The organism is Lactobacillus sp. VURO6/B1 (VP7) (assembly GCF_058139575.1).
Genome location: NZ_JBVOWJ010000006.1, coordinates 78812 through 92477, shown reverse-complemented (window position 1 = coordinate 92477; position 13666 = coordinate 78812). Strand labels below are relative to the sequence as shown.

Here is a 13666-nt window from a genome sequence, read left to right as displayed (position 1 = left end):
AATTATATTTTAAATGTAATAAATTAAAATTAACTTTTAGCTAATTATTTTAATATAATTTATCTGCTTTAACGAAAAAAGTAAATTAATTATGTGATTCAGATATAAAAAAAACCAAGCCATCTTCTGCTTGGTTGGTTAAATTATTATAATAAATTTTTAATTATTTTTATTAGCGTAAAAGCTTAAAGCTTGAGACAGAAAACTCAATATTAAAAAGGTTTGGTTTAATTTCTTCTCCGTCTACTTGGGCGTATTCTTTTTTCATGGTAGTAACCCTAATTTTGTCAGCTTCAAAATAATGAAATTGTGGATCATTAACGTGTGAGCCATCTTTTAGTAGGTTAATAAATAACTTTACTAGTTTACCCAAACTAAATTTTTCTACTATAACAGTGTCAATTTTGTGACTATCAATTTTGGCACTGGGCAAGAGGGGAAGGCCACCACCTAAAAACGGATGATTTGTTGTAGTAACCATAAAAGCATCATCAAAGTATATTTTTTGACCATTTCGTTCAATTTCGACTCCGAAAGTATTCTGTTTAGTCACACTCGCAACAACGTTAAGGCCGTAAATAAATTTTCCCTCGCTAAGATGATTTAATAGCTTTTTAAGCTTGGAAATATTGCTATTATGATTAACAAAAGCATCAAAACCAATCCCAAAACTATTAGCAAAATAATATTTTTGTTCTGCTGTTATTTTGGGAAGGGTAAATGAGCCACAGTCGATCTCGTCTGGTTCAAAATTTTTCTTAAAGTGATCTAGTAACACTTTAGGATCAGCGGTCAGATCAGCGGCACGGGCAAAATCATTGCCAGTTCCTGCTGGCAAGTATGCAATAGGAGTACTAGGATTATCTGAACGTTTAATCCCATTTAAAACTTCATTTAGTGAGCCATCGCCACCAATCACTAATAAAATTTCGTTTGGCAAATGGTGTTGATTGCCATAATGTTGGGCGAGACGAATAGCTTCACCAGCGTAATTACTTATTTGCAGGTCAAAGTTAACGTTTTGGTTGATTAACAAAGAAGTTGTCTGCTCAAGCACTTTTTTAGCACGACCGTTACCAGCTACTTCATTGACTAAAAGATGTATTTTTAATTTATTATCCATATAATTTCATTCATTACATAAAAACCCTTCTAAACGGGTTTTTACTATTTTTTCTCAACTAACATTGGTAAGATCATTGGCCGTCTTTTGGTTTTTGAATATAAAAAGTCTGAAAGATTATCAACTATTGCATGACGGATTACACTATCTTTAGGATGCTCTACCTTGTCCATCTCAGATTTGATAACGTGATAAATGTGTTTTTGGGCCTGATTAATTAATTCGGTTGATTCCCGCATATAGACAAATCCCCGACTTAAAACATCTGGGCCAGCCAAAACTCGTTTGTGTTTGTAATCAACCGTTGCCACTACAACAACTAAACCATCTTCAGACAAGACTTGACGGTCATGAACTACTACGTTACCAACATCAGCAGTACCTGAAGTGTCAACATAGACATCACCAGCTGGAATGTGACCAGCTATTCTTGAACCTTCAGGACCAAAACAAACTACTTCACCATTTTCAAGGACAAAAGTATTTTCAGCAGGAACACCGGCTGCTTGTGCTAATTCAGTATGAATTACTTGCATCCGGTATTCGCCGTGAACAGGGATCATGTACTTGGGTTTGGTCAAACGAACCATCATTTTAAGTTCTTCCTGACCACCATGTCCAGATGTATGGACGTTATTTATTCTGCCATGGACAACATTCGCGCCGCCTTCCATTAACTTGTTGATTAAGTGGTTAACGCTTAAAGTATTTCCAGGAATTGGGTTCGATGAAAAGATTACTGTATCGCCTGGCTGTAAACTAATTTGTCGGTGCGTTCCGTTGGCAATGCGAGAAAGGGCGGCTAATGGTTCACCTTGAGAACCGGTACATAAAATCATTACTTGTTCTGCTGGCGTATGGTTAATTTCGTTAGCATCCACAATCAAACCATCAGGAACATTGAGATAACCTAAATCAATCCCGTTTTGCACACCATTTTCCATACTACGACCAAAAATGGCAACTTTTCTTCCAGTGTCAATAGCTGCTTCAATAGCAGTTGAAACACGGTATAAGTTAGATGCAAAAGTAGCAAAAATTATTCTTCCGTGTATTCCAGTAATAATGTCGTGTAAAGATTTAGCAACGAACCGTTCAGACTTAGTAAACTGGCTGACTTCAGCATTGGTTGAATCAGATAGTAAAGCTAAAACACCATCGTTGCCCAATTTTGCTATTCTCTGGAAATTAGGGGCTGGTTGATTCATAACTGGAGTTAAATCAAATTTAAAATCACCAGTAAATACGACTGCACCTAGTGGTGTATGAACAGCAATACCTAATGTATCAGGAATAGAGTGAGTAGTTCTGAAAAAGGTTACCGTCAATTTCTTGAATTTTAGTACAGTATCTTCATGTTCTTCATGAAGCTCAGTAGTTCTTAAAATACCATGTTCCTCAAGCTTACCCTTAATTAAAGCTAAAGCAAATGGGGTGGCGTAAACTGGAATTTCCGGGATCTTTTCTAGTAAGAAGGGGATCCCGCCAATGTGGTCTTCGTGCCCGTGACTAACAACTAGAGCTTTAATTTTTTTGCGGTTTTTTATTAAATAAGAATAATCTGAAATCACATAATTAATACCAAGAAGATCATCTTCTGGAAACTTAATGCCACAATCCATAATGATGATTTCATCTTGGTATTGTACACAGTACATATTTTTGCCAATTTCGTGCAACCCCCCGATTGCAACTACAGCAACTTCATTATTTTTAATACGCACAGAGACTACTTCTTACTCTCAAAAGTGGCTAATTTAAAATCGGCATGTTCTTTTTCGTAAGTTAGCGAATTGCCAGCCAATTCTTGGATGAGTTCAATATTATAGGGGGTATTTTCCTCAACCATTGTTCTTGCGGCCACCATGTTGTCGGCCTCAAGATAAAGAGTTTGGGTTGTTTCCCGTCTAGGATTGACAACCTTGTCTTTTTGATACAAAACTTTGTAGATCATATTTGTATTCTCCTTATTCAGTTAATAAATGTTCTAATTTTGGATAACATAAAGCATCCCATAGCTAGTAAAATTCTACCATACATGCAAAAACAAGTATAGAATCAAGTTTTGCCAGCTATATTTAAAAAAACCGTCAACACAATAAATGACGGCTAAAATCTTTTTTAATAAAATTAATAAATTATTACTGTATCTTCATCTAATTTAAATGGGTTCTGCTTATTAATACGATCATAAAAAAGATGTCCTCGTAAATGTTCAATTTCATGGGATGCAACAATAGCGGGGTAGTCTTTTAAACGAATGGTCTTTTCTTCACCAGAGACAGTATAGTAATGAATTTTTAATTTGTCAGGTCGTGGCACGTAGCCATCAATTACTTTATCAACGCTCAAGCATCCTTCGCCTTCACTGAGGCAAGCTTGTTTGACTGATTCAGATAAAATTTCAGGATTAACAAAAGTTTCCTTAAAGACAATGTCGCCTTTGTCATTTGGAACCAATAATGAGGCCATTTGAACGCTTTCGCCAACCTGTGGTGCAGCTAACCCCACACCGGCCCGCAATTGGTGCTTTTCTGCAATTTTAGGATCTTGCGAGTTAACTAGATATTCCATCATTTCTTTAGCCAAATTTTGATAATGTTCGCTTAAAGGAAAAGTTAATGGTTTAGCTACTTTGCGCAATACTGGGTTACCGTCACGGGTAATATCTTTCATTAAAATCAATTACATTCACTCTTTCATAAAAGTTTATATTTATATTTGTAACATAAAATAAACTAATTTGTCTGCTTTTTATTCTATACTAAATTTTTAATTTGAAAAAGAGGGATAAACGTTGACCCTTAAACTGTTAGGTGGTAAAATCAATGAGCGTAAATATACAGATATGAAACACTTCGATCAGCATGTTTTTGACGTGCCGCCGAAACTGTGACCACGTCACAGTTTTTTTATTGAGGAGTGGAGGAGGAATACTTTTGTCAGAAAAAAGAAGAAACGATATTAGGAATATAGCTATCATAGCGCACGTTGACCATGGTAAAACTACTCTGGTTAACCAATTGTTGAAACAATCCGACACTCTCCCTGAACATATGGCTTTGGAAGATCGTGCGATGGATTCAAATGATATTGAGCGTGAACGTGGTATAACTATTTTATCTAAAAACACTGCGGTTAAATATGGTGATACAACCATTAATATTTTGGATACTCCGGGACACGCCGATTTCGGTGGCGAAGTCGAAAGAATCATGCATATGGTCGACGGTGCTTTATTATTGGTTGATGCTTATGAAGGCACTATGCCGCAAACTCGTTTCGTACTTAAAAAGGCATTAGAAGCAGGAGTTAAGCCAATTGTCGTTATCAACAAGATTGACCGTCCTGGTGCTCGTCCTAAAGAAGTTCTTGACGAAGTGCTGGAATTATTTATTGAATTAGGAGCAAACGATGAGCAGCTTGACTTCCCAGTAGTTTATGCATCTGCTTTAAATGGTACCTCCTCTTATGATCCTGATCCGTCAAAACAAGAAGAAACTATGAATCCTATTTTTGACACGATTATTAAATCAATTCCTGCACCAATTGATAATACAGATGAACCTTTGCAATTCCAAATTACAATGCTTGACTGGGATGATTACGTTGGTCGTATAGGTGTTGGCCGTATCTATCGCGGGCGAGTTAAAGTTGGCGATAATATTACTGTGATGAAGCGTGACGGTTCTACCCAGAACTTTAGAGTTACCAAACTTTTCGGTTTCTTTGGCTTAAAGCGTAACGAGATTACTGAAGCTAAAGCAGGTGATATTATTGCCATTAGTGGTATTAACGATATTTTTGTTGGTGAAACTATTGCTTCAGCCGAAAATCCTGAAGCTTTGCCTCTTCTAAAGATTGATCCACCTACACTGCAAATGGATTTTGTAGCTAATGATTCACCTTTTGCTGGTCGCGAAGGTGACAAAGTTACTCCAAAAAAGTTGGAAGATCGTTTAATTAAGCAAACCAGAACCGATGTTTCTTTGAAAGTAGATCCAACCGACCAATTAAACGCGTGGACTGTTTCAGGTCGTGGTGAATTGCACCTTTCAATTTTGGTTGAAGAAATGCGGCGTGAAGGTTTTGAATTGCAATTATCAAGACCAAAGGTTATCTACCGTGAAATTGATGGTAAAATGTGTGAGCCATTTGAAGCTGTTCAAGTGGATACGCCTGACGAATACGTTGGTTCAGTCATTGACTCACTTTCTCAGAGAAAAGGAGAAATGAAGAATATGGCATCCACAGGTAACAATCAAACTCGGCTTGACTTCCTAGTTCCTTCTCGGGGATTAATTGGCTATAATAATGAATTTATGTCTCAAACTGGTGGCTACGGCATTATGAACCATAGTTTTGATTCATATAAACCTGTTGTTAAGAACTGGGAACCTGGTCGTCAAAATGGTGCTTTAGTTTCCATTAGCCAGGGTAAATCAACCACATATTCTTTGCAAACTGTTGAGCAACGTGGTGAATTGTTTATTGGAGCCGGAGTTGAAGTTTATGAAGGAATGATTGTCGGTCAATCCTCTCGTGATCGTGATATCGCAGTTAATGTTATCAAAGGTAAAAACTTGACTAACACTCGTGCTGCGGGGAAGGATCATGCTGCAGCTATTAGAACTCCTAAAACTTTAACGCTTGAAGAAGCCATTGAGTTCTTAAATGATGATGAATATTGTGAGGTAACACCAGATTCAATCAGGTTAAGAAAGAAAATTCTGAACACTTCTGAGAGACAAAAAGCCGATAAGAGACGTAATAAGAAGTAAATAATTTTTTTAAGAAGGGCACTCACTGATGAAGTGGTGCTCTTTTTGTTTTATAATGCTTATAATAAAGGTTAATTTATTACAGAAGGAGAGGTCGGCTTGTGCGGCAAAAACTTCACCATTTAAATTACAATATTTTCTTGCCCTATATCTTGTTAGTGGTCTTTGGAATAGTGATGGTCTATTCCGCTAGCTCGGATATTTTGCTTGTGAATGGGTTTAATCCGGCATTTTACGGTATACGCCAAGCCATGTATGCTTTTTTTGCGGTTTTTGTTTTTTGTGCTCTCTGCTTTTTTTTAAAACTTAATATTTTCAAGAGTCGGAAGTTTGTCATTTGGTTTCTCGGAATCAGCATTTTATTACTTTTTTATTTGATTTGCTTGAAAATTTTTAAAGGGTCTGCTGCTGCAGTCAATGGTTCTGTCGGTTGGATTGATTTAAAAATAATTAAGATTCAACCTCTGGAAATTGCCAAATTATCCTTGATAATTTATTTAGCTTATTTTTTAGATCGTCATGATGGTTCTTTTAACAAAGGGCAAATTATTCAAAACTTATCAAGACCTGCAATTTTAGCTGCTTTTATGATGTTTTTGGTTATCCTTGAGCCTGATTTTGGCGGTACCGCTATTTTGGCAATGATTGTCATCGTCATGTTCTCAGTTTCTGGTGTTCCCGCTAAGAATGCAGTTTTATGTCTTATTGGCATTGCGGTCGGAGTTTACCTGCTTGTTTTCCTGATTATCAAATGGAATCCTGAATTTCTACAAAATAAGTACCAGTATCGTCGTTTTCTTTCTTTTCTTCACCCATTTGAACTGGAGCAAAAAGGAGGGGCACAACTGGTTAACTCATACTATGCTATTCATAATGGCGGTTTATTTGGTGTAGGTCTGGGTAATAGCATGCAAAAAAGAGGGTATCTGCCCGAGCCTTATACAGACTTCATTTTAGCAGTGATTGCAGAAGAAATTGGTGTCATCGGTGCACTCTTAGTAATTGGACTAATTTTTTATTTAATTTGGAGTATTATGGAAGTTGGTATTCATGCGAGTTCACAATTTAATGCTTTAGTATGCTTTGGAGTAACAACAATTATTTTTACCCAGACTGTTTTTAATGTGGGTGCTGTACTCGGTTTATTACCCATTACCGGGGTCACGTTACCGTTCATTTCTTATGGAGGATCGTCTTTAATAATTTTGTCAGCTGCTATCGGAATTGTGTTAAATATTTCAGCAAACGAGCGAATTAAAAATGAGGAAAGGTTTGCAAATGGGCGTTGAAGAAGATTTAGCTAATAAAAATATTATTCAAAGACAAAGTCTTATTGTTTATTTGAATTCAATTAGTGATCAATATAAATTGAGACGATATGGTGATATTGTTTATTTTTCTAAAAAATTTGCTTATTGTATTTTGTATGTCAATAAAAAAGAGATTGAACAAGTTTGCCGTGACCTGAATTCACTTGATTTTGTTGAAAAAGTAGAAAAATCAAATTGGAATCAAATTGATCTCTCAAGCGATCATATTGAAAAGCAAATTGCAGAATTAGCAAAAGAAGCCGAAAAAACTTTACAAGAACGTCAGGAAGATACAGAACAACTATTATGAGAATTATTTCCGGAAAGTATGCCAAACGCAATTTATTTACTATTAAAAGTCAAAGAACAAGACCAACAAGTGATAAGGTTAAAGAATCTCTGTTTAATTCGTTAGGTCAATTTTTTAACGGTGGAGCAGTTTTAGATTTATATGGTGGAAGTGGTGCTCTGGCAATTGAGGCTGTTTCTCGGGGATGTTCTTATGCAGTTATAGTTGACATTAATTATCAGGCCGTTAACGTTATTCGTAAAAACGTTGCTTTAACAAAGGAGCCTGAACGTTTTTCAGTATATAAAATGTCTAGTAACGCGGCTTTGGCTAAATTTGCCAAAGACAAGCAGAAATTTGATCTTGTCTTCTTAGATCCACCTTATGCTAAACAAAAAATTACGGCAGATATGGCAAAAATGGTTGACCTGGAGTTGTTAAATAACGGGGCAGTAGTAGTGGCTGAAACCGATGATCAAACGGCTTTAAAAACAAACAGTAGCTTTCAGCTAATTAAAGAAAAGCATCTGGGTAAAACCATCGTTCGTTTTTATCGAAAGGAACACTAATGAGTGTAGCAATATTTCCAGGGAGTTTTGATCCCATCACTAACGGTCACGTTGATATAATTAATCAGGCTGCTGCGATATTTGATAAAGTATACGTAGTGGTAATGGTCAATACTGCTAAAAAATATCTTTTTACAAATAAAGAAAGAAAAGATTTAATTAATGATGCCGTTAAAGGTCTAAAAAATGTTCAAGTGCTGCTAAAGCCTGACCAGCTTACTGTTAAAGTTGCACGCGATTTAGGAGCAAATACAATTGTACGTGGCGTAAGAAATACCACAGACTTTTTATTTGAACAGCAGATTGCGGAAATGAATAAAAAAATGGCAAGTGACATAAGTACCGTTTTGCTTTTTACTGAGCCGGAAAATAGCTTTGTTGCGTCCAGTATTATAAAAGAAATTGCACAGTTTAATGGTGATTTTGGGAGCTTCTTGCCGACTAAAGCGGCACAGGCATTGAAAGAAAAAATTGGTTATAGCAAACATGAATAAAGAAAAGAAAGTGAACAAGAAGTTTTCAAAAACCCGAAAATGGTTACTTATAATTCTGACTTTTTTTCTCGTTTTTATTGGCTTAAACTGGCCAACAAATTATTATATTGAAATGCCTGGCAGTGCTGTTTCAGTTGGCCAATTTGTAAAAAGTAAGGCTAAGCCGCCAAGTAATTTTTATTTAGTGACTGTTAGTGAAACAAGTCAACCGGCAACAGTATGGGAATATCTTTTTAGTTTTACCCAAAAACATGCTAGTCGTATACCAAAAACTGAGTTATTAGGTGATTCAAGCAGTAGTCAATACCAAGAATTACAAAATTGGTATATGCAAACTAGTCAACAAAATGCAATTTATTATGCGGCCAAAAAGGCGGGACTAAAACCAAAACTCCACTATCAAGGTGTTTACGTTATGCAGGTGCAAAAAGGCTCAAGTTTTAAAGGCAAATTGCAAGTCGGAGATACTGTCTTAGGTGCTGATGGCCATCAATTTCACTCGACAGAAGAAATGATCCATTATTTTCAAAAGAAAAGGATAGGCTCTAAAACGGAAATTAATGTCTTGCGGGAACAGAAAAAAATCAATTTTAAAGGAAAAATTGTTAAGGTCGAAGGAACAGGTAAACCTGGAATAGGAATACAGTTAGTAGAACATATACAGGTTGAGACAAAGCCAAAAGTTACAATTAATGCCGGAGCAATAGGGGGACCATCAGCCGGATTAATGTTTACTTTGACCAGTTATGAAGTTTTTTCAGGCAAGCACTTAGCAAAAGGCCATAAGATTGCTGGAACTGGGACAATTAGTCCATCTGGAAAAGTGGGTATGATTGGTGGTGTCGATAAAAAAGTTGTGGCTGCTGATCGTGCTGGAGCTGAAGTCTTTTTTGCACCTGTTGATACAGCGGGGATGAAAAAAAGTTCAAGTAATTATTTGCTTGCTAAAAAGACAGCCAAGCAAATTGGAACCAAGATGAAAATTGTTCCTGTGCGTACCTTTGAAGATGCACTTCGTTATTTACAAGAAAATTATTGATAAATATCAAAAAAAGTCCAAATGTTTTTTGGGCTTTTTTGCGTACTTAAAAATAGGAGTTGAAAAAATGGATTGGGAAAGAATAAAAACTTTTATTGATGAGCATAAAACGTATTTTTTTATTGGATTAGCATGTTTAATGGTTGTTTTTTGGTTTGAAGTCAAAAAATCGGATTCTAATGAAAATATCAATGATTTTAACGATGAAAATACTGAGCTTTTGCAGAGTAAAAAAGACAATACTGACAATTTGCCAGACAAAACGAATTCAGGGGAAACAAAAACAGAAAGAATTGCTGCATCTAAGCCTAAAAGTGTCACCTGTGATATATCAGGTGCCGTTAATCATCAAGGAGTATACACACTTAAAAATGGCGCAAGATTAAATGAGCTGATTGCTGCAGCAGGAGGTATTAAAAGCAATGCTCAATTGAAAAGGGTTAATCGAGCTTTGATATTAAAAGACCAGGATAAAATTCATATTCCTTATAAAGGCGAAAAAATTAAAGCAGAACAAGTGGTGGAATCAGTTTCATCTAATACCACTGGCACGGTTTCCGCTGAAATTAGTGATAACAAAGGTGACCAAACGACTGCCAGCAATAAAGTAAATATTAATACTGCAAATGTAGCACAATTACAGCAGCTTAATGGTATTGGAGAGAAAAAAGCACAGCAAATTATTGCTTATCGTCAAAAAAACGGTCAATTTAAATCCATAGAAGAACTAAAACAAGTATCTGGAATTGGAGAAAAAACTTTTGTCGCCCTTAAAGACCAATTGGAAGTTTGATGTCCTAAGACCCGGTTTTTTTCTTGTATTAGCTTTATTACTGGTTGATTTAAGCTTCTTGTATTATCAGTGCAATACCTTAATTGAAAAGCTAGTCTGTTTATTAATAGCTTTTTATCTTTCATATTTACTTTTTTACAAGTTTAATTCTTTAAAATGGTTTTCTTTGGTTGTTTTTTTCATAACTCTTTTTGTGACTTACATTGATAAAAAGCAAACTAACTTTACAATCAGTCCCAGATCAATAATAGCTTTTTATCCTGATCAAGTTGAAATTTTTGACGATTGGTTCACAGTTGATGGCCAAGCAGCAGACGGCAAAATAAAAGTTTCTGGAAAAATAAATTCTAGCCAGATAAAACAATTGAAATTAGGGTACAAAGTTGTACTTTATAATTTAGCTGGTGATGTAAATCTAATTGAACCAGCTTCTAACTATGGACAATTTGATTTGCAAAGGTTCTACCTCTCTAAAAATATTACTCAAGAAGTCAAATTAACCAGTTATAAAGTTAAAATTGAAAAGCGTGGCATCTGGAATTATTTACATCATTTGCGGTTCAAATTAAAAGTTTTTTTGCAAAAAATGCCACCAATCTTATCTTTTTTTAGTAACGAACTGATATTAGGTGAGAATCCCAGTCAAAGATTTCAATCAATACTAAATAATTATCGCGATCTTGGTGTAATTCATATTCTGAGTATTTCTGGTCTACATGTTGGTATCTATACTCTGCTAATCAGTACATGTTGCTATTTTTTAAAATTAACGCAAGAAGAGACATTTCTTTTTTGCCTAATTATTTTACTTATAGGAATTTTTCTCAGTAATGGTCAAGTGGGCTTTATCCGAGCAAGTTTGACCTATATTTTGGGTCAGCTACTTAGTATAAACAAATTACAAATTAACAAGAGTGATTTACTTGGACTTACTGCTGTTTTGCACTTAATTTTTGATCCTCGTTTGATGATGAACACTGGTGCAATTTTAAGCTATATTTTAGCCTTGGGCTTGGAAATGACTAACCATATGACTAAATTTAAGCAGTCATTTTCTTTAAATAGCCTTTTATTGTCCTTGCTTCTATTTTATTTTTTTCAATTTAATCTATTAACCGTTTTCTTTAATATATTAATTGTGCCATATTTCAATTGGGTCGTGATGCCTTTAACTTTTTTTAATTTGTTATTCTTCGGTATTAATCCAAAATGCAGTTTTTTATTTGAAAGAATACTTGAACAAGGAGAAAAAATAATTGCACAAATTTCTAACAGCAAAATTGGTCTTTTGACATTTGGCAAAATAAACTGGTGGCAATGCCTGCTCTTATTAATGTTGACATCTGTCATATTGATTTTGATAAATGAAAAGCCAGACTATCAAAAAACAAAAAAGAATATCATAGGCTGCCTTTTATTTACATACGGACTAATTTTTTTAACAATTCATTTTCCACTTCAAGGTCAGGTGACTTTTATTGATGTTGGTCAGGGTGACAGTATTTTTATTTCTACTCCATTTTTTAGAAAGGTTTATTTAATAGACGTCGGCGGAAAACTTAATTTTAACGGCAAAAAAATAAACCCCCAAGTTAATAAAATTACACTGCCATTTTTGAAGGCTCAAGGTATAAGCAAAATTAATGGGATATTTATTACGCATCAAGATGCAGACCATGTAGGTGATTTGAGACCACTTTTGAGTCAAATCAAAGTAAAAAAATTATATATAGCCCAAGGATTGATTCAAAATCCTTCTTTTCAAAAAAGGATCATTGGCAAAATCAAGAAAAGCCAAATTAGACAATTGTTAGCCGGGAATAAAGTTAATGACTCTCAAATATCTTTTCAGACTGTTTATCCTTTTAAGCCAGGCATAGGTAAAAATGAAGATTCTCTTTCTCTAACATTTAAACTGGCAGGTAAAAGGTGGCTTTTTACTGGAGATTTAGGTCAAGAAGGAGAGTTGGAAATTATAAGTCAATATCATTTGCATGCAGATTACTTTAAACTAGGTCATCACGGTAGTCGTACTGCTTCAAATAAAGAATTCTTAAAAGCTCTACATCCAGAGAGAGTTTTTATTTCTGCTGGTCGCAAGAATCGTTTTGGTCATCCTCACCTAGAGACAATTGAAACTTTGCAGGCTCAACATATTCCGTGGGCATCAACTCAAGACTGTGGTATGATTACTTGGACTTATGGTGCTTTTACGAGGCCCAAATTTAAGAGATTTTTACCGGTGACAAAAAAATGACATTACTTTCTTTATTTAAAGGTTCTAATACGAAAATTGCTCATACCCTGATTAATGGCAACGACGCTTTCCTAAATGAATATCTTGCTGATTCATATATTCATGAAACAAAATTCTCAGAATATGAAAAAGTCACTGTTGATTGCGATTCAGAAGGATTAGATGAATTAATTGCTGATCTCACTGAGTCGAGCCTTTTTAGTCAAAAAAAAATAATAACGATCAAAAATCCCTTTTTTTTAACTGCCAAAGTACCTAAAAAATTCCAAAAGCAAATTGCAAAATTGCAGAATGTTTTGGCAAATATTGCGGAGCTAGATGATGTTTTAGTAATCGTTGCCTCATATGAAAAAATTGATCGACGAAAGAAAATAACTAAGCTTATTACCAAAAATTTCAATGTGGTGGAAACTAAAATCAGACCATTTGAATTGAGTAAAACTGTCAGAAATATGATTTCTATGGAAGGGTATCAAATTACAAGTTCTGCTTTAAAGCTTTTATTAGAACGTAGCGATCAAGTACTAGATACTGTTTTAAGTAATTACAATAAACTGAAAATGGTAGTAAGCAATAGAAAAATTACGACTGAATTAGTTGAAAAAAATGTTGATTTATCTTTGGCGCAAAATATTTTTGCTATACTGGATTCGGCGTTAAGTAACAATTATCAGGAAGCTCTGGTAAGATTAAGTAATCAGTTGCATAATGGCAACAATCCAATACAGATTCTTGCAGTATTTGAAAATCAGCTGGAAATGATTTTGATTGTTAAGGTGCTTAATGAGAGAGGCCGCAGTGAAGCTGAAATCGTGCAAACTTTGGGGGTTCATCCTTATCGCGTTAAGTTAGCTCTTAAAAATAGATTATCACTAGACAAGGTAGCAAAATTATTAGAACAAGCAATTAAGTTGGATTTTAATTATAAGAGCGGACTATACCATGAAAATAATTTTTTAAAGCTGTTTATTCTCAGTGTATAAATTTTGGTAAATAAAAAGACAGAAATGA

At 34.9% G+C, this 13666-nt stretch carries 13 protein-coding genes; 9 read left to right on the top strand and 4 right to left on the bottom strand.

The features are described from left to right. Positions 1–172: 172 nt before the first annotated feature. From ACZ2M0_RS04580 to def, 4 genes are all read right to left on the bottom strand, one after another. Positions 173–1123 (bottom strand): diacylglycerol/lipid kinase family protein, encoded by a 951-nt coding sequence (locus ACZ2M0_RS04580; RefSeq protein WP_490058681.1) that lies wholly within the window; start codon positions 1121–1123, stop codon positions 173–175. 44 nt (positions 1124–1167) lie between these two features. Next, positions 1168–2847: a ribonuclease J1 gene (gene rnjA, locus ACZ2M0_RS04575; protein WP_223901822.1), complete on the bottom strand. Its 1680-nt coding sequence runs from the start codon at positions 2845–2847 to the stop codon at positions 1168–1170. Positions 2848–2852: 5 nt separating this feature from the next. Next, positions 2853–3077 carry a DNA-dependent RNA polymerase subunit epsilon gene (locus ACZ2M0_RS04570; protein ID WP_223901821.1) on the bottom strand — a complete coding sequence of 75 codons (225 nt, stop codon included), beginning with the start codon at positions 3075–3077 and terminating at the stop codon, positions 2853–2855. A 176-nt stretch (positions 3078–3253) separates the two neighbouring features. After that, positions 3254–3808 (bottom strand): peptide deformylase, encoded by a 555-nt coding sequence (def, locus tag ACZ2M0_RS04565; protein WP_046332038.1) that lies wholly within the window; start codon positions 3806–3808, stop codon positions 3254–3256. A gap of 254 nt (positions 3809–4062) precedes the next feature. Here def and typA point away from each other — a divergent pair, with 254 nt between their 5' ends. From typA to holA, 9 genes are all read left to right on the top strand, one after another. Further along, positions 4063–5904, top strand: coding sequence for a translational GTPase TypA (typA, locus tag ACZ2M0_RS04560; RefSeq protein WP_490058680.1), 1842 nt, complete (start codon positions 4063–4065; stop codon positions 5902–5904). 101 nt (positions 5905–6005) lie between these two features. Next, the gene (locus ACZ2M0_RS04555) at positions 6006–7193 is read left to right on the top strand and encodes an FtsW/RodA/SpoVE family cell cycle protein (RefSeq protein ID WP_223901818.1); all 1188 of its coding nucleotides are present in this window, start codon (positions 6006–6008) and stop codon (positions 7191–7193) included. Next, positions 7183–7524, top strand: coding sequence for a DUF2129 domain-containing protein (locus ACZ2M0_RS04550; protein WP_223901817.1), 342 nt, complete (start codon positions 7183–7185; stop codon positions 7522–7524). The genes ACZ2M0_RS04555 and ACZ2M0_RS04550 overlap by 11 nt, the downstream gene beginning before the upstream one ends. Further along, positions 7521–8072 carry a 16S rRNA (guanine(966)-N(2))-methyltransferase RsmD gene (rsmD, locus tag ACZ2M0_RS04545; RefSeq protein WP_490058679.1) on the top strand — a complete coding sequence of 184 codons (552 nt, stop codon included), beginning with the start codon at positions 7521–7523 and terminating at the stop codon, positions 8070–8072. The genes ACZ2M0_RS04550 and rsmD overlap by 4 nt, the downstream gene beginning before the upstream one ends. Continuing rightward, the gene (gene coaD, locus ACZ2M0_RS04540) at positions 8072–8566 is read left to right on the top strand and encodes a pantetheine-phosphate adenylyltransferase (protein WP_490058678.1); all 495 of its coding nucleotides are present in this window, start codon (positions 8072–8074) and stop codon (positions 8564–8566) included. Before rsmD ends, coaD begins: the two co-directional genes overlap by 1 nt. Further along, complete coding sequence (locus ACZ2M0_RS04535; RefSeq protein ID WP_490058677.1) at positions 8559–9605, top strand: SepM family pheromone-processing serine protease; 1047 nt, start codon at positions 8559–8561, stop codon at positions 9603–9605. The genes coaD and ACZ2M0_RS04535 overlap by 8 nt, the downstream gene beginning before the upstream one ends. Positions 9606–9672: 67 nt before the next feature. Continuing rightward, positions 9673–10398: a ComEA family DNA-binding protein gene (locus ACZ2M0_RS04530; RefSeq protein ID WP_490058676.1), complete on the top strand. Its 726-nt coding sequence runs from the start codon at positions 9673–9675 to the stop codon at positions 10396–10398. Further along, a complete protein-coding gene (locus ACZ2M0_RS04525) occupies positions 10367–12655 on the top strand; it encodes a DNA internalization-related competence protein ComEC/Rec2 (RefSeq protein WP_490058675.1) in 2289 nt (762 codons plus the stop codon). Before ACZ2M0_RS04530 ends, ACZ2M0_RS04525 begins: the two co-directional genes overlap by 32 nt. After that, entirely contained in the window at positions 12652–13638 is a 987-nt protein-coding gene (holA, locus tag ACZ2M0_RS04520) for a DNA polymerase III subunit delta (RefSeq protein WP_490058674.1), read from the top strand. The genes ACZ2M0_RS04525 and holA overlap by 4 nt, the downstream gene beginning before the upstream one ends. Positions 13639–13666: the final 28 nt, after the last annotated feature.